The sequence below is a fragment of the Roseibium limicola genome (assembly GCF_017313085.1).
Taxonomy (GTDB): domain Bacteria; phylum Pseudomonadota; class Alphaproteobacteria; order Rhizobiales; family Stappiaceae; genus Roseibium; species Roseibium limicola.
In genome coordinates this window covers 73,656-92,551 of record NZ_JAFLNF010000003.1, presented here as the reverse complement: position 1 = coordinate 92,551, position 18,896 = coordinate 73,656, and the positions used below count along the sequence as shown (strand labels likewise).

Below are 18,896 nucleotides of genomic sequence, written 5' to 3'. Positions count from 1 at the left end.
CGTCTGGTCAAAAAGAAAGCCGGACTGGAAAGCCCGGCTTCAAGTTTTTTGCGAGTACCTTAAAACAGGCATGCACATCCCTGTGGCCTGCAGAATGGGTGCAGAGGGCTGTGTCTGAAAAAGCAGTGATGTAATGGCTTGAAAAACAGCTTTCTAAAACAACCCTTTCAAACACAAGTTTCGATTGCTTGCACGGTTAGTGTATAAGTTATTTTACGGAGGGTAAATTTTCCGAAACGAGATTAAATCTTCCGTAGATGAAAAACCTCTTTTTTCATAATGAGATAGAGGATTAGAAGATCAGCGCAAGGGCGTCTGCGGGCTCTGATACGTCGAAATCAGTCTTGAAAATATCCACAAGCTTTGCGGCTTCACCTCATTTGAACACGAATAGGTTGAGTAGCGGTTGCATCGGTCGCTTGCCGAAGTCGTGGAGCATCTAACCTGCGGCAAATGGAGTCTGGTATTTTGTTTTTGCCCTCTCTAGAAGGGGCGAATGATCCGAAACCGGTGTCGGAGAGGCTGGTACGGAGAGGCTGGACGCAGGCAGGGAGTTGAGCTCGTGCGCTCCCTCAAAGAAGCATAAGGACGTCATGCATAAGGCACTCCCTACGGAGCCCGAGGGGCTTGCAGCGACACGCGCGCAAAACCGGAAGGGGTCCTCGGATCCTGTCGATGTGAAGACGACTGGCGAACCGCTTCTGCCAACCGAACGCAAGGCACTGCGCCGCGCAGGCCATATTCTTTCCTTCGCTGACATTCTTTGGATTGCACAGGCGGCAATTGTCGCTGCGCTTGTCAGTGCTTTTGTTCCAGCAGCATTGACCGATGCCCCGTCAGCTTTCGACGAGCCCGGAATTATGATCATCGTTGCAGCAGCCGGTGGTTTTTTTGCTCTCGCCTTCCTGCGACTTCGGCTGACATTGCGATCTCAGAAAATGGCATTGAAGGCCGCGCAATCGGTCAAGAGCCGGTTGCGGGGGAAACTCCTGGACGCTTTTTCAGCAACGTCCCCGGCGGCGCACCTGCCTGCAAGTGGAGAAATCGCGGCCCATATGGGTGAGCAGATTGACGCTGTTGGTCCCTATCTATCGAATTTCTTTCCGCAGAAAGTGCGGCTTTCCATCGTCCCGCTGGCGATCTTGATCGCAATGGGGTGCATCAGTTGGCTCGCGGCTTTGATCCTGCTCATGACGGGCCCCATCATTCCGGTCTTCATGGCGTTGATTGGACTGCGTGCCAAATCTGCCAGTCTGGCGCAGCAGCACGAGTTGACCCGGATGAGCGGCATGGTGATGGACAGGCTTCGCGGGCTTGAGACCTTGCGCTTGTTTGGCGCCGTTGAAAGCAGCCGACAGGAGATCGAGGCGGTGGGTACACAATTTCGCAAAGGCACTATGAAAGTGCTGCGGATCGCGTTTCTTTCGTCCACTGTTCTTGAGCTCTTCAGCGCGCTGGGCATTGCCTTCATTGCTGTTTTTGTCGGTTTCTCGCTGCTTGGGGATGTTTCGACCGGCATTTGGGTGGGCGAGTTGACCTTCGGTGCAGGTTTATTCCTGCTGCTGTTGGCTCCGGAGTTCTATGCGCCCTTGCGCGCCTATGCCGCTGCCTATCACGAGCGTTCTTCCGGTCTTGCAGCATTGGAGAGCCTGCAAGGACTGGATCAGCGTTTATGCGGGGCGGCCGAGGTAACACCCCACTCGGGGAAAGGTCGCACGACGGGCGGTCAGACTGTCAGCTTCGCCGGCTCAGGCCTTTCGATCGAAATGGAGGACGTTTCTGTCAGACTGGGTGGTCATCCTGTCTTGGAACAGACCTGCGACACCATCGTCGCGGGTGAAAAAGTCCTTCTGGTAGGCCAGAGCGGGGCTGGAAAAACCACACTTATCGATCTGCTTCTGGGATTTCATCGCCCGGAGAGCGGCAGGGTTCTTGTCGGTGGGTTGGATCTTGAAACGCTCGACAAGGATTGGTGGCGCGGCCATGTCGCCTGGCTCGGACAGGCGCCGGTGCTCGCCCACGGCTCCTTGCGATCCAATCTGCTGGTTGCGCGTCCCAATGCCAGCGAAGCCGAAGTGCTGGCTGCCCTTGATTTGGCCGGTGCGAGGGCGCTTGTCGCGCGTCTGCCGCGCGGATTGGACACCCGTATCGGGGAAAATGGCTTTGGGCTTTCCATCGGAGAGCAACGCCGCGTTGCATTGGCCCGTGCAGCTTTGCGGCGTGATGCACTGCTGATCCTGGCTGACGAGCCGACAGCCGGGCTGGATCGGGAAACTGCAGATCTGGTAATTGACGGCCTGCTGTCATTGGCGCGCGACAAGACGCTGCTGATTGCCACGCACGACGAGGCTTTGCTGGCGCGGAACTTCCGTCAGATTAAGATGAGGTCAGGGACAACCAAAGCGCCCGAGGATATCAGCGCATGAGGGATCGTGTGAGAACAATGGCTGCTGAAGCATCATCGACGTCCTCGATCCAAGGTTTGCGGACCTTGTTGTTCTGGCAGATGAAGTTTCATCCACGCGCCTTTGTCGCCGGGATCCTGATATCCTTCGTCCCAGCGGTTGCTGGGTTGGCGTTGCTCGGGGTGGCTGGTTGGTTCATCACAGCAACGGCATTGGCTGGAGTTGCTGCGGTTGCAATGAACGTCTTCACGCCGAGTGCGGTCATCCGCGGCCTTGCCCTGGCGCGGACAGGCGGGCGCTACGGCGAACGCCTGATCACTCACGATGCCACTTTTCGCTTTCTGACGGACCTACGCTGCCGGATATTCTCTGCGCAGGCGCAATCCGCCGGAGACGGCCGGGTTTGGCGCTCCGCCGGTCTTCTCGGCCGCCTGACTTCGGACATAGCGGCGCTGGACGGCGTCTATTTGCGGCTGGCTGTGCCAACAGTGATTGCCGTCTTTGTCGGTCTTGGCGTGGCTGTCTTCAGTTTCTGGCAGACACCGGTGGTCGCGCTCGGGCCATTTTTGGCGCTGATCTCCACGGCCACGGTTGCCACTGTTTTGGTGCGACGTCGCAGGACGAAATTCGCGCGTCGGCAAGAGGTTGCACAGGAAGCCCTGCGTGTGCGCACAGTTGATCTGGTGGCAGGGCGGCGGGATCTAGCTGTGTACGGAGGGCTGGCAGTCCGGGCAGATGCCATTTTGCAGGCAGACAAGCGCTTGCAAGAAGCTGAAGCCGTTTTGAACGGAAAGACCGCCACCGCCGTTGCTGTTGCTGGGTTCGGCGCTCAGGCCGCAGTGGCGTTTACCCTCGGGCTTGCCTGTTGGCAGGTGGCCCAAGGGCTGTTGTCTCTGCCCATGGCGACTGCGGTCCTGCTGCTTGTTCTTGGCTTGCCGGATGTGCTCAACGGCGTGGCCAGTGGCTATGCCCGTATTGGCACGATCAGCCGGGCAGCAAACCGGGCCGTGGCCGGAACAGCGCGCGCTGCCAAGTCGGCAGCTTTGATGAAAGATCCAAAGCGACCGGCTGTCAGGGCTCCGTCTCCGCAAGGCACCCCGGTTCTGGCTTTCCGGCATGTGACCTTTCGCTACCCAGGTGCCGAGCGCGCCGTTCTTGCGGATGTCTCGCTAGACGTGCAGCCGGGAGAATGGCTGTGCATTGTCGGCCCGAGTGGATGTGGCAAGACAACAGTCTCTGCTCTGGCGAGCGGATTGCTCTCTGCAGATGACGGCGAAGTGCTTCTGAATGGCAGCCCTGTTGATCTGATCGCAGAAGGCGCGTTGCGCAGCCGCATCACGGTGATCGGTCAGAGACCGGCGTTGTTCCACGATACGATTGCCGCCAACCTCAGAATAGCCAATCCTGACGCCAGCGAAGCCGACTTGTGGCAAGCGCTGCAGGCTGCCTCCCTTGATGAACGTATTGCCCGACAGGACACCGGGCTGGAGACCATACTCGGCGAGGGGGGGCTTGGGTTGTCTGGTGGTGAGCAGCGTCGTCTTGGTCTCGCCAGAGCCTATCTCACCCGTCCAGACCTGTTCATCCTGGATGAGATGACTGAAGGCCTGGACCATGACACGGCTCAGTTGGTTCTCCAGCGCTTTGCCGCATTTCGCGGCGATGCAGCTGTTTTGATGATCGCGCATAAGTCCGTCGACATCGACTGGGCCCATCGGACGTTCGATCTCAGCCAGCTTTAGAGGCTATGTTCACGACGAGCCGCGAGTGAAGGGCTTGCGGGCCTTGACCCAGAAGGCACAGCCGCCGAAGCTATTCCGTAAGGGTAGTTAACTGTAGCGAGTTCGTTTAGGTTCTTCTGCTGAGGGTGATTTTGTCACATTAAAAATGGGCTGCATGGCCCTATACTTAACGTAGACCAGAACCACCAAAGGCCGGCCTTGCTGGGCAACCTCGGCCTTTGAACGCGAGGTGGACTTATGGAACTCGACGTTGTCGGCCTGTCACGGCTGCAATTTGCCATGACGGCGCTCTATCACTTTCTTTTCGTCCCTCTGACCATCGGTCTGTCCGTTCTGCTTGCGACTATGGAAACAGTCTATGTGATGACGGGTCGCGAGATCTGGAAGCGCATGGTCAAATTCTGGGGCACCCTGTTCGGTATTAACTTTGTGCTTGGTGTTGCCACGGGACTGACCATGGAGTTCCAGTTCGGCATGAACTGGGCTTACTTCAGCCAGTATGTCGGTGATGTCTTTGGAGCGCCTCTGGCCATTGAAGGTTTGATGGCCTTCTTTATGGAGGCCACGTTTGTTGGGCTGTTCTTCTTTGGCTGGGACCGCTTGAGTGCCCGTCAGCATCTGATGGCGACCTGGGCGGTTGCGATTGGAACGAATTTCTCTGCCCTTTGGATCCTGATTGCCAACGGCTGGATGCAGCATCCGGTCGGAGCCGAATTCAATCCGGGCACCATGCGCATGGAAATTGTCTCGTTCTTCGAGGTGATGTTCAATCCCGTGGCTCAGGCCAAATTCGTTCATACGGTCTCTGCGGGATATGTCACGGCGGCGATGTTCGTCATTGGGGTGTCTGCCTGGTACATGCTCAAGGGGCGCCATATCGATATTGCCAAGCGCTCCATTACGGTGGCCTCGGCTTTCGGCATCGCATCAGCCCTGTCCGTCGTCGTTCTCGGCGATGAAAGCGGGTATGAAGCCAACCTCAACCAACAGATGAAGTTGGCGACAATGGAATCCATGTGGGAGACCGAACCGGCTCCAGCCTCCTTCAACTTGTTTGCCGTGCCTGACATGGCCAATCGGGACAACGCCTTCGCCATCGAGGTGCCCTATGTCATGGGCTTGATTGCTACGCGCTCTCTGACAAAGGAAGTGCCGGGGATAATCGAGCTTGTCGAGCGCTCCAAGGAACATATTCGCCAAGGCGCGATTGCTCTGGATGCTCTGAAGACAATCCGTGCTGCAAAAGGCGAGGAAGTTGATCCGGAGGTTCGTCTCGCCTTCGAGGCCAACAAGAAGCATATGGGCTACGGCTACCTGCTGGTTCCCTTCAGCGACGACCCGCTTAATGCAACCGAAGAGGAAATCGACGCGGCGGCCTGGTCCACCGTGCCGAATGTCTGGCCGATGTTCTGGGCGTTCCGCATCATGGTGGCATGTGGCTTCTTCTTCATTGCGTTCACCGCAGCGCTGACTGTCATGTCTTCCGCCGGCAAGCTGGATATCTTGCGGCAAAAGCACAGATGGATCCTGCAGATCGCGGTTCTGTCCATTCCGCTGCCCTTCCTGGCCTGCGAAATGGGATGGTTCGTGGCTGAATACGGTCGTCAGCCCTGGATCATTGAAGGGGTCCTACCGACGGCTCAGGCGGCGTCCAACCTCAGCGTCGCCGAGCTTCTGGTGACGATCTCCGGGTTTGTCATCCTCTATACGGTGCTTCTGGTGGTCGAGATCTCCTTGATGATCAAGGCCATCGGCAAGGGGCCGGAAGAGCATGAGGAAGACCCGGATCCGCAGGTCGCGCGGTCCAACTTCACACCAGTCGCAGCGGAGTAAGAGCATGATCCTCTATGAATTCGTCGATTATGCCACTTTGAAGCTTATCTGGTGGGCGTTGCTTGGCATCTTGTTGATTGGCTTTGCCGTCACTGACGGCTTTGACATGGGCGTTGGAACCCTATTGCCCTTTGTGGCAGAAACTGATGTGCAGCGGCGTGTCGCCATCAACACGATTGCGCCGACCTGGGAAGGCAATCAGGTCTGGTTCATTCTCGGTGGTGGGGCGATCTTCGCCGCATGGCCGCCGCTGTATGCGATCTCCTTTTCCGGCTTCTATTTTGCCATGTTCATCGTTCTGGCGGCGATGATCCTGCGCCCGGTCGCCTTCAAGTACCGCTCCAAGCGGCCCGATCCGACCTGGCGCGCCAGTTGGGACTGGGCGCTCTTCACCGGGTCTTTCGTCCCGGCGCTGGTCTTCGGCGTTGCGGTTGGCAACGTGTTGCAAGGGGTACCCTTCACGTTGGATGACAATCTGCGGATGACCTACGAAGGGGCGTTCCTGCAGCTCTTTTCACCTTTTGCACTGTTGAGCGGTCTCTTGTCCGTCAGCATGCTGGTGATGCACGGAGGCGCATGGCTTGCTATGCGGGCAGGAGGAGACGTTGCCATCAGGGGACGCCGTTTCGGTACCTTCGCCGGGATCCTTGCGATCGTTCTGTTCGCGGTCGGGGGCTTTCTCGTTTCCAGTGGGTTTGTCGAAGGGTATCGCATCACGAGTGAAGTCGATCCGCAGATGGCTGCCAACATCACCATGAAGGAGGTCGTCAAGGATGGCAGCGCCTGGATGGCAAATTATGCTGCGCACCCGTGGATGATGATTGCTCCTATTCTCGGGTTTCTTGGGGCAATCGGTGCGGTGATCGGGTTGCAGACGAGCTATGAGAAGCTGACGTTTGTATGTTCCAAGCTCTCGGTCGTCGGCATCATTTCCACTGCAGGTCTCTCGATGTTCCCGTTCCTGCTGCCATCTTCATCACAGCCTGAGGCGAGCCTGACAGTCTGGGACAGCGCTTCCAGCCATGCGACCCTGTTCAACATGTTGATCGCTACGGCAATCTTCCTGCCACTGATCCTCGTCTACACGGCCTGGGTCTACAAGGTCCTGTGGGGCCGGGTGGATGAGCAGCACATCGAAACCAACAATGACACGGCCTACTGAGGAGTAAGACACATGTGGTACTTTGCCTGGCTTCTCGGAATGCCGCTGGCCTGCTGCTTTGCCATCCTCAACGCCATGTGGCTTGAGTTGCGTGAAGAAGACAAGCGCAAGGCGACCCATCGCGAAAGCTGAGCCGAAGAGGCAAATCAGTTGTCTTCGCGACAGGACAATCAGAAGCCCGGCCCCGCGCCGGGCTTTTTGTATTGTGATCTTTCAAGGCGGGAAAGCCGCAGCGAAATTTCATCGCTGTGTCAGGCGGACGGTGACAATGACCACAGCTCAAGCAAAGAGCGTTTGTGGCTTAAATGCAACATTGATTGTTTTACAATGGGGTTTCTGGTTAAAATTGAATTTTTTAGTCAACTTTATAAAAGATGATGTTTATGCTCAGGTATTAAGGGTTGCTGCTCGCGGAAGCGCCATCGCATTCGATATGTGACCCACATTCTCTGTCTTGCCAGCGAGAGCCATGCTGCTCCGCCAGCCTTCCCAAAAAACCATCCAAGGACTTGTGCCATGAACACTCATGCGCTCAGGACGATGTTGCTTGCCGGCACCGTTCTCTCTTCTCTCGTTGTTATTTCTCCTGTGCTTGCTCAGGAAACGGAACTGAGTTCGGTTGTCGTCAACACCGACAGTGCTGATGTGGCAACCGATACCGCCGCTGCTGTCAGCGAAATTGACGCGGAAGAGATTGAAGTCAAGCAGGCGGGAAGCTTTGCAGAACTTCTGGCCAGCGTTCCAGGCGTGTCAGTTGCCGGCTCCTCTAATCCGGCGGGGCAGGCCATCAACATTCGTGGCTTTGGCAGCCAAGGCGGCACTTACGGGTCGGATCAGCGTGTGGCTGTGTCGGTCGATGGTGTCAGTGCCGGGTCGGACGAAGCTTACCGCCTCGGGTCCTTGAGTTTCATCGAGCCGGACCTTCTCAAGAACGTCAAGGTCTACCGTGGACCGGCCGGGACGGGGCTGTTTTCTTCTGGCGCTATTGGTGGGGCAGTGATTGCCGAAACCAAGGATGCCAGCGATTTGCTGGAAGGCGATGACAGGTTCATGGCGCGTCAGAAGCTTGAATACTCCAGCAATGGCGACGGCTTGCTGTCATCGTCTTACGTGGCTGCTCAGCCGCTGGAAAACCTCGAACTGCTGGGTGCCTTCAGCTACCGTTATAGCGATGTTCACGTCGACGGTGACGGCAATGACATTGATGGGTCGGACTTCGGAACGCCTTTCGGCCTCTTGAGTGGCAAATACACCTTTGGCGACACCAAGGCGCACAGCATCAAGGCAAGTTATCAGTATGGTGAAGCTAAGCTGACGAATGTACCGTACAGCGCGCTGGTCCCAAGCTTCACCATGTTCGGTTTTGTCGATCGCGATGTCGTCGAGAACAAAGCCAATCTGGAGTATGGCTACAACCCGAGTGACAACGATCTCGTCGACTTCAAGCTGTCAGTGGGCTACCGCAAACAGGAAATCGAGCAGTCCAATTCCTCAATTCCCATGTTCGCCTCAACGACAGAAGTCGACTTTGACAACGAGTTCTATACCGTCCGGGCGGAAAACACATCGCGGCTTGAAACTGGCGCGTTTGCCCATTCTCTGATCTATGGCGTTGACGGATCGATCTACGACCGTATTGCCTCCTACAACGGCAACTCTTCCTCATCCAATCCGGATGGGCGCAGCACGAAGCTCGCAGCCTTTGCCCAGGACAAGATCGAGTTAGGTCGACTGACATTGACGCCGACGGTTCGCTTCGAGTTCCAGAAGATTGAGCCATTGAATGGCACGACAGGCGGCTATGGCGCCGAAAGCACCAACTTTGCTATTTCTCCAAGCTTTGAAGCGGTCTACGCGCTCACCGATCACCTGAATGTCTTTGGTTCCGTCGCCTATACGGATCGGTTGCCGACGGTCGATGAGCTTTACAACACCAGCGTCACGACCGAGCTGGAACCAGAAACGGCCATGAACTATGAGGCCGGTGTTTCTTACGATCACCGCAGCTTCATCACTGATGGCGATGTGTTTCAAGCCAAGCTCAGCGTCTATCAGAACAACATCGAAAACATGATCGATGGCCCGACTCAGGCTGACGAAGCGAAAGTGGAAGGCTTCGAAGTGGAAGCGCGCTATGACGCCGAACGCTTCTACACCATGTTCAGCTACTCTCAGATCCGTGGCTATGATCTGAGCAATCAGTACGGGTCTTCCGGATGGCTGCCGTATGTTCCTGCCGATGAGGCCCGCTGGACCGTGGGAACCCGTTTCCCGACCTGGAATCTTGATGTCAGCTGGGAAGCCGTTTTCAACGCAGGTCAGGATCGCGTCTCCAGTCTGTCGGAAACCGGCGGATATGCCATCCATAACTTCAAGACCGTCTGGAAGCCGGAAGATGGATTGCTTCAGGGTACGGATGTGGTCTTCGGGGTAGAGAACGTCTTTGACCGGACCTACACCAACTACCTGTCTCAGGAAAACGGCGATGGCCGGACGTTCAAGTTGACGGTTGCCAAGACCTTCTGACTTCACAAGACAACCAGGGGGCGCGCAGGCCCCTTGAAGGAAGACCCATCGGCGGGGGGCTGCCGGTGGGTTTTCTTGTCTTTAAACGCCAAGAGGCACGAGATCGGGAACGCCCCTGTTACCCGCGCCGGGTCAGTGCCTCTGCCAGCGAAGGCGTGGCCTCGGGTTGTTGCTTCAGATTCAGGCCGGAGTGCAGATCGATGATATGGCTCTTCTGCAGATCTTCGGCAGCGCGGCCGTTGCGCTCCTCAAAGGCTTTCAGCAAGGCATGGTGCGAATGGCTTTCGCACGCCGTGTCGGCGCGCTTCCAGTAAAGCGCGATAATCAGCGACGAGCGGGAAATCAGCGAGCGGACCATTTGAGTCAGCACCTGTTGATCCGCAATCTCGGCAATCACCGTGTGAAAATTCCCGGACAGAGCCAAAGCCTTGCCCATGTCGCCATCATGCAAGGCGGCGTGCTCCGCATCCAAATGCGCTTTCAGCTGGGCCAGGTGCTCAATTGTCATGGCCTCCGCTGCCATCCGCGCCACAGCAGGCTCGATCAGCGCTCGGGCCTGAAACACTTCATGGGCCTCGCGGACGGTCGGCTTGGCGACGAAGGCGCCCCGGTTTTTCTCGATCGCAACCATGCCTGAATGAGCCAAAGCCTGAAGTGCAGCGCGAACCACCGTACGACTGGCGCCATAAATCTCACCCACTTCATCTTCAGACAGTTTGGTGCCCGGTGCGAGCCGGTGCTCCAGAATGGCGCTGTGTAGTTCTGTGCAGATGTCGAGGGTTCTGCCAGGGGGCAGAGGAAAGAGCGGATGCTGATGGCCCGCAGGCGTGTCCATCAGGTCAGTCATGGGCTTGGCCATGTCGGGTGACCCTGTTTGTTTTTATGCATGGAGGAAGTCTAGACGAGGCGGGCAGGAGGGGCAATTTAAAATCGTATACAATAATTGTTCAATTTGTATTCTATGTGATTAAAAATTGTGCGTGAGATCTCGCCTTGCCAGCACTCAAAACCGCAAGAATGGCGCATTCAAGCCACTTATGCGACTTGGCACGACCGTTGCAATTCATGGGGCACCACGGACACACGCTGAAGGCTGCTGCCCATGAAACAGACGATAGACACCGCCAAGATCCAGAAACTGGAGCTGGTTGCCACGACGAAACGTTATGGTGACACTGTTGCGGTCAAGGCCATCAATCACAGCTTCAAGGCTGGCACGTACTCTTGCCTTCTCGGCCCGTCCGGCTGCGGCAAGTCTTCGACCCTGCGCATGATTGCCGGGCACGAGCATGTCAGCGAAGGAGACATTCTTCTCGGCAGCGCCAACATTACCGATTTGCCGCCCTCAGCCCGCGGCACGGCGATGATGTTTCAAAGCTATGCGCTCTTCCCTCATATCAACGTGGTTGAGAATGTCGCCTTTTCTCAAAAGATGAAAGGCGTCGACAAGGCGGTCCGGGCAAAGAAGGCCATGGAGCTTCTGGATCTGGTGGACATGGTTGGGTATGCCGACCGTCTTCCGGCCCAACTCTCCGGCGGTCAGCAGCAGCGTGTCGCTCTGGCACGGGCCCTGATCACTGAGCCGTCCGTCCTGCTTCTTGATGAGCCGCTCTCTGCGCTCGATCCGTTTCTGCGGATCAAGATGCGTGCCGAACTGAAGCGCCTGCAACGTGAGCTTGGCATCTCGTTCATCCACGTCACCCACTCGCAGGACGAAGCCCTGGCTTTGGCCGACGATATCATCGTCATGAACAACGGCCTGATCGAGCAGGCAGGCGCCCCGCGTGACGTTTTCAACGCACCGAAGACCGAGTTCGTGGCGAAATTCATTGGCGGCCATAACGTCTTGAAGACCGGCCCGCAACCGCTGGCGCTGCGCGCCGACCGCCTGATGGTCAGTCGATCTGCCTTGCCGGCAGGCGAAGCAATTTCCGGCAAGGTTCTCGACGTCGAGTACCTCGGGTCGACCGTCACCCTGTCGATTGATGCAGGGAACGAGGGCGAACTGGTGGCCTCCATGTCAGACGCCGACTTCTTTGCAAGTCCGATCGAGATTGGCTCGACCGTCTTCCTTAGCTGGAAGCCGGAAGATGCCCATGAATTGGCGGCCTGACCCACAAGCCGCCGTATCCGGCCTCATCCGCACCCAAGACAGGACAGGCCGAAACCTCCACTGGGGAACAGGAGTTTAGGAATATGACTGAGAAACTCGACACGAAGGGCCTTAGCCGCCGCAGTGTTCTCAAGGGCGGCGCTGCTGCTGCCGGCGCTGCCATCGGTTCGGGCGCCATCACTGGCTTCCCGACCATCTGGGCGCAGAACATCAAGGATATCACCCTGCGTCAGTTCGGTACTGGCGTTTCCAACCTCAATGAGGTTGGCAAGAAGGTGAAGGAAGATCTTGGTTTTACCCTGGAAATGACGGCTCTGGATTCCGACAGCGTCACCCAGCGCGCAGCCACGCAGCCGAAGTCCTTCGACATTGCCGACATCGAGTACTGGATCTGTAAGAAGGTCTGGGGTGCCGGCAACTTGCAGGCGATGGACACCTCGAAGATCAAGAACTACGACAAGATCGTCGGCACCTTCAAAAGCGGCAAGCTGACACCGGAGAGCACCATAGCTCAGGGGACTGCACCGCATACGGTTGGTTTCACGGAAGGTCCGGAAAGCAAGACGTTCTCAGAAACTGAAACCGGCTGGATGACCCTCATCCCGACGATCTACAACGCCGATACACTCGGCATTCGTCCCGACCTCATCGGCCGTCCGATCGACTCATGGGCTGAGCTGCTGAACCCGGAATTCAAGGGCAAGGCCTCCATCCTCGACATCTCCTCCATCGGCATCATGGACATGGCCATGGTTGTCGAAGCCATGGGTGAATACAAGTATCCGGATAAGGGCAACATGACCCGCGAGGAGATCGACCTGACCATGGCGATCTTCACGGAAGCCAAGAAGAACGGCCAGTTCCGTGCCTTCTGGAAGTCCTTCGATGAAAGCGTCAACCTGATGGCATCTGGCGAAGTTGTCATCCAGTCCATGTGGTCCCCGGCAATCACGGCTGTGAAGTCTAAGGGCATTCCTTGCGTCTATCAGCCGCTGAAGGAAGGGTACCGTTCCTGGGGTGGTGGTCTCGGCCTGTCGGCGAACCTGTCCGGTCTCGAGCTGGAAGCAGCTTACGAATACATCAACTGGTACCTGTCCGGTTGGGTCGGCGGCTTCCTCATGCGTCAGGGCTACTACTCTGCTGTGCCGGAAACCTCCAAGGAGTTCATGGACGCCAACGAATGGGGCTACTGGTTTGAAGGCAAGGAAGCCACGGACGTCATCAAGAACCCGTTCGGTGACGCAATGGCGCAGGCCGGCGAAGTTCGCGACGGTGGTTCCTTCTACGACCGTATGGGCGCTGTTGCATGCTGGAACGCCGTCATGGACGAGAACCAGTACATGGTCCGCAAGTGGAACGAGTTCATCGCAGCCTAAGGTTCGCGATTTCCCGCAGACGCCGGAGGGGTTCCTGTCTCCGCTGGCATCTGTGCCAAACATGTCAGTCCGGCCCTTTGGGCCGGGCGGGCAATCCACGTCAACCATTCCCGGCAGAACGAATCCAGGCAGTTTGATAGATGAAAAAAAAGGCACTCGACCCCGAAAAGCGGGCGGAACGCGTCAGTTGGGCGCTCGTCACGCCGCTTACCCTGGTGCTCGGATTCTTCCTGCTCTTGCCCATAGCCACGATCGTCTCGGTCAGCTTCTGGAGCTATAATGAATGGTCATTCTATCCGGACTTCAACCTGGATAACTACATGTTCCACCTGACTTCGGCGGTGACATGGGCAACCTATCTCAAGACGTTGAAGTTCGTCGTCATCACCTGGATCTTCTGCGCGGCCATTGGCTTTTCCGTGGCCTACTTCCTGGCTTTTCACGTCCAGTCTTTGCCGGCCCAGATTGCGCTGTTTCTGGTCTGCACCATTCCGTTTTGGACCTCAAACATCATCCGCATGATTTCCTGGATCCCGTTCCTGGGCCGTAACGGCATTGCCAACTCCATGTTGCAGTCTCTTGGTATCACCGATGAGCCATTGGACTGGCTGCTGTATTCCGATTTCGCGGTGGTGCTGGCTTTTGTCCATCTCTACGCCTTGTTCATGGTCGTACCGATCTTCAACACCATGATGCGCATCGACAAATCGCTGATTGAGGCTGCCCGCGATGCTGGCGCCTCCGGCCTTCAGATCCTGACCAACGTGATCATCCCGCTGACCAAGCCAGGTATCATGATCGGCTCAATCTTCGTTGTCACGCTGGTCATGGGCGATGTCATTACAGTACGTCACATGTCCGGCGGTCAGAGTGCCTCGGTCGGCCGCATCATCTCCAATGAAATCTCTCTGCTGCAATACCCGGCCGCTGCCGCATCGTCGGTCGTGTTGCTGTGCACTGTGCTTCTGATGATCGGCATCATGATGCGCTTTGTGAACATCCGGAAGGAACTGTAAGATGGAACCCCGGTCGCGCTCTTTCTATGCCCTTGCTGCCTTTTTCGGGTTGTTTGTTCTGTTCCTCTACGGCCCGGTCATCACCATCGGCATTCTGTCTTTCCAGGGCCCGCGCGGCGGGTTGACCTTCCCGATGAACGGCGTCTCCCTGCACTGGTTCTTTGACCTCTTCGAGGAGCAGGCTGTTGGCGATATCTGGGGCTCGTTCCGTCGATCCTTTGGTCTCGGATTGATGGTCATGGTGGTGACGGTGGTCTTTTCGGTGATGGGCGGCATGGCCTTCCGTCAAAAGTTCAGGGGCTCTACGTTCTTGTTTTACATGATCATTGCCAGCCTGATCATTCCATCTATCCTGGTTTCCCTCGGTGTTGGCCTGATCTTCAACATTCTGGATCTCGATGTGCATTGGGCGACCTCGGGTTTCGGTGCGCAGCTCACCTGGACGTTGCCATTCGGCCTGTTGATCATGTTTGCAGTCTTTAACCGCTTCGACAGATCCTATGAGGAAGCTGCGCGCGATTTGGGCGCCTCGCCATGGCAGACCGTGCGCTATGTTGTATTGCCAATCATCGCGCCGATGCTGATTGGGGTGGCGCTGTTCGGTTTCACGCTGTCGTATGACGAGTTTGCTCGAACTCTGCTGACTGCCGGGTCCTACAACACCCTGCCTCTGGAAATTTTCGGCATGACCACCAACGTCACATCGCCGGTTCTCTATGCGCTTGGTACGCTGACGACGTTGTTCTCATTCCTGATCATTGGCTGCTTCCTGAGCATAGTCATCCTGTTGCGCCGCTCCCAGGCGAGCAAGGGCTCGGATGCCGGCAAGGGAATGGTCTGAAGGTGCACAACGTCGAACCAGCCTTGCGGCATATCTTGGTGGTCAATCCCAACTCCACCGCTTCGATGACGGCAAAGATCGGCGAGGCGGCCAGAGCCGTAGCGGACAGCCGCACTCGTATTACCGCCGTCAATCCGACCAAGTCACCGGCTGCCATTCAGGGGCCTGAAGACGGGGAGGCGGCACTTCCCGAGCTCTATGCGCTGATTGACGAGACGCTGGCGGAAGACGCGAGCGTTTCCGCGGTCATCATCGCCTGCTTCGATGACACCGGCCTGTGGCACCTGCGCGAAACCTTGCCGGTCCCGGTCATCGGCATTGGCGAGGCTGCCTATCACATGGCCAGTCTGGCAGCGACAACCTTTTCCGTTGTCACCACGCTAAGTGTCTCGGTGCCGGTGCTGGAGCAGAACCTCAAAGACGTTGGTCTGGCATCGCGGTGCGCACGCGTTCGGGCCTCGGAAGTGCCCGTTCTGGATCTGGAAGACCCGCTCAGCAATGCCCGTGCAAAGGTCGAGGCCGAGATCCAACGCGCACTTGCGCAAGACGGCAGCAAGGCCATCGCTCTCGGCTGCGCCGGCATGGCGGATCTGGCTGCTGACCTCAGCTCCAAATTCGGGGTCCCTGTCATCGACGGCGTTGCCAGCGCAGTCAAACTGGCTGAAGCGCTAATTCAACGCTGAAAGGCCTGCATGATTAGGATGCCGTAGATCCTCAGTGATCAACACAGACGTAAGTGCATGGTTCAGAAGCGGCATGGATTGCCGGATCCAGCCGGCAATGACGGGAGGGGTTACCGTTGCTCTTCACCCAACCTCTGGCATTTCATTCCAGAAGCGTTCCATCACCTTGGAGCCGCGGCCGATCTTGCGGAAAACCTTCACGTCCAGCTCGACTTTTGTCTCTAGGGGATCGAGAACGACCAGGTCGCCATGGAAGATTTCGCGTTCTGCCGCTGCGCGTGGCAGAAATCCGATACCCTTTCCCGTGAGCACCATGCGCTTGATTGCCTCGGACATGGTGTTTTCAAACACCGTGCGGAAGCGGAAACCGCGCGCCTGTAGTTGGCTCAAGAGATCTGCCTGAACCTTCCCCAGAAACGTGTCGCCAGAATAGGAGACTAACGGGTAGGGCGTGCCGGTATCCTCGAGGTTGAACAACGGTGTGCCGCTTTCATCAACGCCGGAGATCAGGACGAAAGGGTCGCTCGCGATCTTCTTGGAGACGAACTGTCCAGTTTGCAGAACCGGTGGACCCAGCGGATGCACGTAGGCCATGGCCAGATCACAGCGTCCGAGTGAAAGCGACTCGATGCAATCGTAGAACTCGGTTGCATTCATGCGGGTGGTGAACGGGCCAGCGGTTTTCTCAATATCGCGCAGCAATTCCGGGAAATTCGCCAGAGCGATGGTATGAAGGGCACTGATGTGGATGGTTTCTGCAGCCGTCTGGGTTTGTTGGCGACAGTCGTCGCGCAATCGGTAGATGGAGCGCATCAGTTCGCGCCCGGTTTCCAGAAAAGTTTCGCCTGCCTTGGTCAAAGTGACCGGGTAGGAAGAGCGATCGACCAGCTCGGCACCAACCCAGTTTTCCAGTGCCTTGATGCGCCGCGAAAATGCCGGTTGAGTGACATGGCGTGCCGACGCCGCAGTGGAAAAATTGCGTACGGCAGCCAGTTCCGCGAAGTCTTCAAGCCAGCTCAATTCCATCTCGGATACCTTTATGCAAATTATGCATAACCTATCTAAAATCGGCATTTGCAACAAGGGCGCTGTGGTGCGATTGCGAAGTCACTGAAGATCTGACGCGACCTCATCAAAAGGCCATTAAGGCACCCGCGCTGATCGCTCCCAAAGACACCTTCCAGATTGAGAATCCAACCATGATCGAGACCCCTTATCTTCTGTTCCTCGGCGATGCTCCGGACAAGCTGGCTGCCAAGGTGGCTCAGGGCATCAAGGACTGGCGTCCGGAATATGCCGTTGGCCAGTTGCGCCTTGATGGCTGCAATGCCGACATGAAGCTGCCGGACCTGACGATTGCGGAAGCTGTCGAAAAGGGTGTGAAGACGCTGGTTATCGGCGTCGCCAACCGCGGCGGCGTGATCTCTCCTGCCTGGAAAAACGTGCTGATCGAAGCGCTCGAAGCTGGTCTCGACATCGCGTCGGGCCTGCACAACCTGCTGCGCGACGAAGCTGACCTGGCTGCCAAGGCCAAGGATCTCGGCCGTACCCTGCACGACGTTCGCGTTCCTTCAGTGAAATACCCGATTGCAAACGGCAAGACACGGACAGGCAAGCGCATGTTGGCCGTCGGCACGGACTGCTCTGTGGGCAAGATGTACACCGCGCTCTGCGTTGAAAAAGCCATGCGCGAAAAGGGCATGAACGCAACTTTCCGCGCCACCGGTCAGACCGGTATCCTGATCACCGGTGGCGGCGTGCCGCTGGACGCGGTGATTGCCGATTTCATGGCCGGTTCCATCGAATATCTGACGCCGGACAATGATGCTGACCATTGGGATTTGATCGAAGGTCAGGGCTCCCTGTTCCATGCGTCTTATTCCGGTGTGACCCTGGCTCTCGTCCATGGCGGCCAGCCGGATGCGCTGGTGCTTTGCCATGAGCCGAACCGCCCGCACATGCGTGGTCTACCGGATTATCAGCTTCCAAGCCTGGAAGACGTGCGCGACGTTGCCCTGCGTCTGGCGCAGGTGGTGAACCCGAACTGTCAGGTTGTCGGTGTTTCGCTGAACACCTCTTCCATGTCGGACGACGAAGCTCTGGCCTACTGCAAGGAAGTCGAAGACCGTCTCGGTCTGCCGTGCGTCGATCCGTTCCGTCATGGCGCAGGCCGTCTGGCTGACGCTCTGGCAGCCCTTTGATCTGATGGCTGCACTGAACCTCAAGGCCTATGCCGAGACTTTCCCCATTGCGGGAACCTTCACCATTTCGCGTGGCTCTCGCACGGAAGCGCATGTGGTGACGGTGGAAATCTCGGACGGCACCCATACGGGCAGAGGCGAATGCGTGCCTTATGCCCGCTATGGCGAAACTCTGGATGGTGTCGTCGACACCATCCTTTCCCTTTCCGATGACTTCGCCAATGGCGCCGGCCGGTCCGAGCTTCAGGCTCTGCTGAAGCCGGGCGCCGCCCGCAATGCTCTTGATTGTGCGCTGTGGGATCTGGAAGCCAAACAGTCAGGTCAGCGGGCTTTCACGCTCGCCGGATTTTCGGCGCTTGAGCAGGTGACCACCGCCTACACTCTGTCTCTTGGCACGCCGGAGAGCATGGGCGAACAGGCGGCGAAAAATGCTGCGCGTCCACTGCTGAAGGTGAAGCTGGGTGGTGAAGGCGATCTCGCCCGGATCGAGGCTGTGCGCAACGGCGCGCCTGATAGTACAATCATCATTGATGCCAACGAAGGCTGGTCGGTTTCCGAATATCAGAAGCTGGCACCGGAATTTGTTCGTCTTGGCGTTGCCATGGTCGAGCAACCACTTCCCGCTGCCGATGACGATGCTCTTATTGGTTTGGAACGGGTTCTGCCCGTATGTGCCGATGAGAGCTGTCATGATCGGGCGTCCCTTGACCACCTTGGCGGCAAGTACGACCTGATCAACATCAAACTGGACAAGACCGGCGGCCTGACCGAGGCCCTGGCTCTGCGTGAAGCTGCAAGGGCGCAAGGTTTTCAAATCATGATCGGCTGCATGGTCGGCACATCATTGGCCATGGCGCCTGCGGTGCTGCTTGCCCAGGGCGCAGAGTATGTCGATCTCGACGGTCCGCTATTGCTGGCCAAGGATCGTGACATTCCGCTTGAATTCACCGGCTCTCTCGTGACGCCGTCCGTGCCAGGTCTCTGGGGCTAAAAGGGGT

Annotated in this window: 16 protein-coding genes; 14 read left to right on the top strand and 2 right to left on the bottom strand. The window is 57.3% G+C overall.

Annotation, left to right across the window (positions count from 1 at the left end; translation table 11 throughout):
• The first annotated feature begins 593 nt into the window (after positions 1-593).
• The 7 genes from cydD (at position 594) to J0X15_RS07645 (ending at position 9,668) form a co-directional block, all read left to right on the top strand.
• Positions 594-2,426, top strand: coding sequence for a thiol reductant ABC exporter subunit CydD (cydD, locus tag J0X15_RS07675; RefSeq protein WP_206939461.1), 1,833 nt, complete (start codon positions 594-596; stop codon positions 2,424-2,426).
• The gene (gene cydC / locus J0X15_RS07670) at positions 2,423-4,147 is read left to right on the top strand and encodes a thiol reductant ABC exporter subunit CydC (RefSeq protein WP_206939459.1); all 1,725 of its coding nucleotides are present in this window, start codon (positions 2,423-2,425) and stop codon (positions 4,145-4,147) included. Before cydD ends, cydC begins: the two co-directional genes overlap by 4 nt.
• A 237-nt stretch (positions 4,148-4,384) precedes the next feature.
• A complete protein-coding gene (locus J0X15_RS07665; protein ID WP_206939457.1) occupies positions 4,385-5,980 on the top strand; it encodes a cytochrome ubiquinol oxidase subunit I in 1,596 nt (531 codons plus the stop codon).
• A gap of 4 nt (positions 5,981-5,984) precedes the next feature.
• Positions 5,985-7,142 carry a cytochrome d ubiquinol oxidase subunit II gene (cydB, locus tag J0X15_RS07660; protein WP_206939456.1) on the top strand — a complete coding sequence of 386 codons (1,158 nt, stop codon included), beginning with the start codon at positions 5,985-5,987 and terminating at the stop codon, positions 7,140-7,142.
• Positions 7,143-7,154: 12 nt separating this feature from the next.
• Positions 7,155-7,274: a cytochrome bd-I oxidase subunit CydX gene (cydX, locus tag J0X15_RS07655; RefSeq protein ID WP_206939455.1), complete on the top strand. Its 120-nt coding sequence runs from the start codon at positions 7,155-7,157 to the stop codon at positions 7,272-7,274.
• A gap of 136 nt (positions 7,275-7,410) precedes the next feature.
• Positions 7,411-7,581, top strand: a complete 171-nt coding sequence (locus J0X15_RS07650; RefSeq protein WP_206939454.1) for a hypothetical protein — start codon at positions 7,411-7,413, stop codon at positions 7,579-7,581.
• A 77-nt stretch (positions 7,582-7,658) separates the two neighbouring features.
• Positions 7,659-9,668 (top strand): TonB-dependent receptor domain-containing protein, encoded by a 2,010-nt coding sequence (locus J0X15_RS07645; protein ID WP_206939453.1) that lies wholly within the window; start codon positions 7,659-7,661, stop codon positions 9,666-9,668.
• A gap of 118 nt (positions 9,669-9,786) precedes the next feature.
• Here the strand turns inward: J0X15_RS07645 and J0X15_RS07640 are convergent, their stop codons facing one another.
• A complete protein-coding gene (locus tag J0X15_RS07640; protein ID WP_231710334.1) occupies positions 9,787-10,527 on the bottom strand; it encodes a GntR family transcriptional regulator in 741 nt (246 codons plus the stop codon).
• A 243-nt stretch (positions 10,528-10,770) separates the two neighbouring features.
• On the opposite strand from J0X15_RS07640, the gene J0X15_RS07635 reads away from it, so the two are divergent.
• From J0X15_RS07635 to J0X15_RS07615, 5 genes are all read left to right on the top strand, one after another.
• Positions 10,771-11,781 carry an ABC transporter ATP-binding protein gene (locus J0X15_RS07635; protein WP_206939452.1) on the top strand — a complete coding sequence of 337 codons (1,011 nt, stop codon included), beginning with the start codon at positions 10,771-10,773 and terminating at the stop codon, positions 11,779-11,781.
• Positions 11,782-11,864: 83 nt separating this feature from the next.
• Positions 11,865-13,157 (top strand): ABC transporter substrate-binding protein, encoded by a 1,293-nt coding sequence (locus J0X15_RS07630; RefSeq protein WP_206939451.1) that lies wholly within the window; start codon positions 11,865-11,867, stop codon positions 13,155-13,157.
• 140 nt (positions 13,158-13,297) lie between these two features.
• Positions 13,298-14,173, top strand: a complete 876-nt coding sequence (locus J0X15_RS07625; RefSeq protein ID WP_206939450.1) for an ABC transporter permease — start codon at positions 13,298-13,300, stop codon at positions 14,171-14,173.
• A gap of 1 nt (position 14,174) precedes the next feature.
• On the top strand, positions 14,175-15,014 hold the full coding sequence (locus tag J0X15_RS07620; RefSeq protein WP_206939449.1) for an ABC transporter permease: 840 nt from the start codon (positions 14,175-14,177) through the stop codon (positions 15,012-15,014).
• A gap of 2 nt (positions 15,015-15,016) precedes the next feature.
• Positions 15,017-15,697: an aspartate/glutamate racemase family protein gene (locus J0X15_RS07615; protein ID WP_331461892.1), complete on the top strand. Its 681-nt coding sequence runs from the start codon at positions 15,017-15,019 to the stop codon at positions 15,695-15,697.
• Positions 15,698-15,820: 123 nt separating this feature from the next.
• Here the strand turns inward: J0X15_RS07615 and J0X15_RS07610 are convergent, their stop codons facing one another.
• A complete protein-coding gene (locus J0X15_RS07610) occupies positions 15,821-16,723 on the bottom strand; it encodes a LysR substrate-binding domain-containing protein (RefSeq protein ID WP_206939446.1) in 903 nt (300 codons plus the stop codon).
• Between the two features lie 173 nt (positions 16,724-16,896).
• Here J0X15_RS07610 and dgcN point away from each other — a divergent pair, with 173 nt between their 5' ends.
• Together dgcN and dgcA are read left to right on the top strand one after the other, a co-directional pair.
• Positions 16,897-17,898 (top strand): N-acetyltransferase DgcN, encoded by a 1,002-nt coding sequence (gene dgcN / locus J0X15_RS07605; RefSeq protein ID WP_206939444.1) that lies wholly within the window; start codon positions 16,897-16,899, stop codon positions 17,896-17,898.
• 4 nt (positions 17,899-17,902) lie between these two features.
• The gene (gene dgcA, locus J0X15_RS07600) at positions 17,903-18,889 is read left to right on the top strand and encodes an N-acetyl-D-Glu racemase DgcA (protein ID WP_206940164.1); all 987 of its coding nucleotides are present in this window, start codon (positions 17,903-17,905) and stop codon (positions 18,887-18,889) included.
• Positions 18,890-18,896 lie beyond the last annotated feature (7 nt).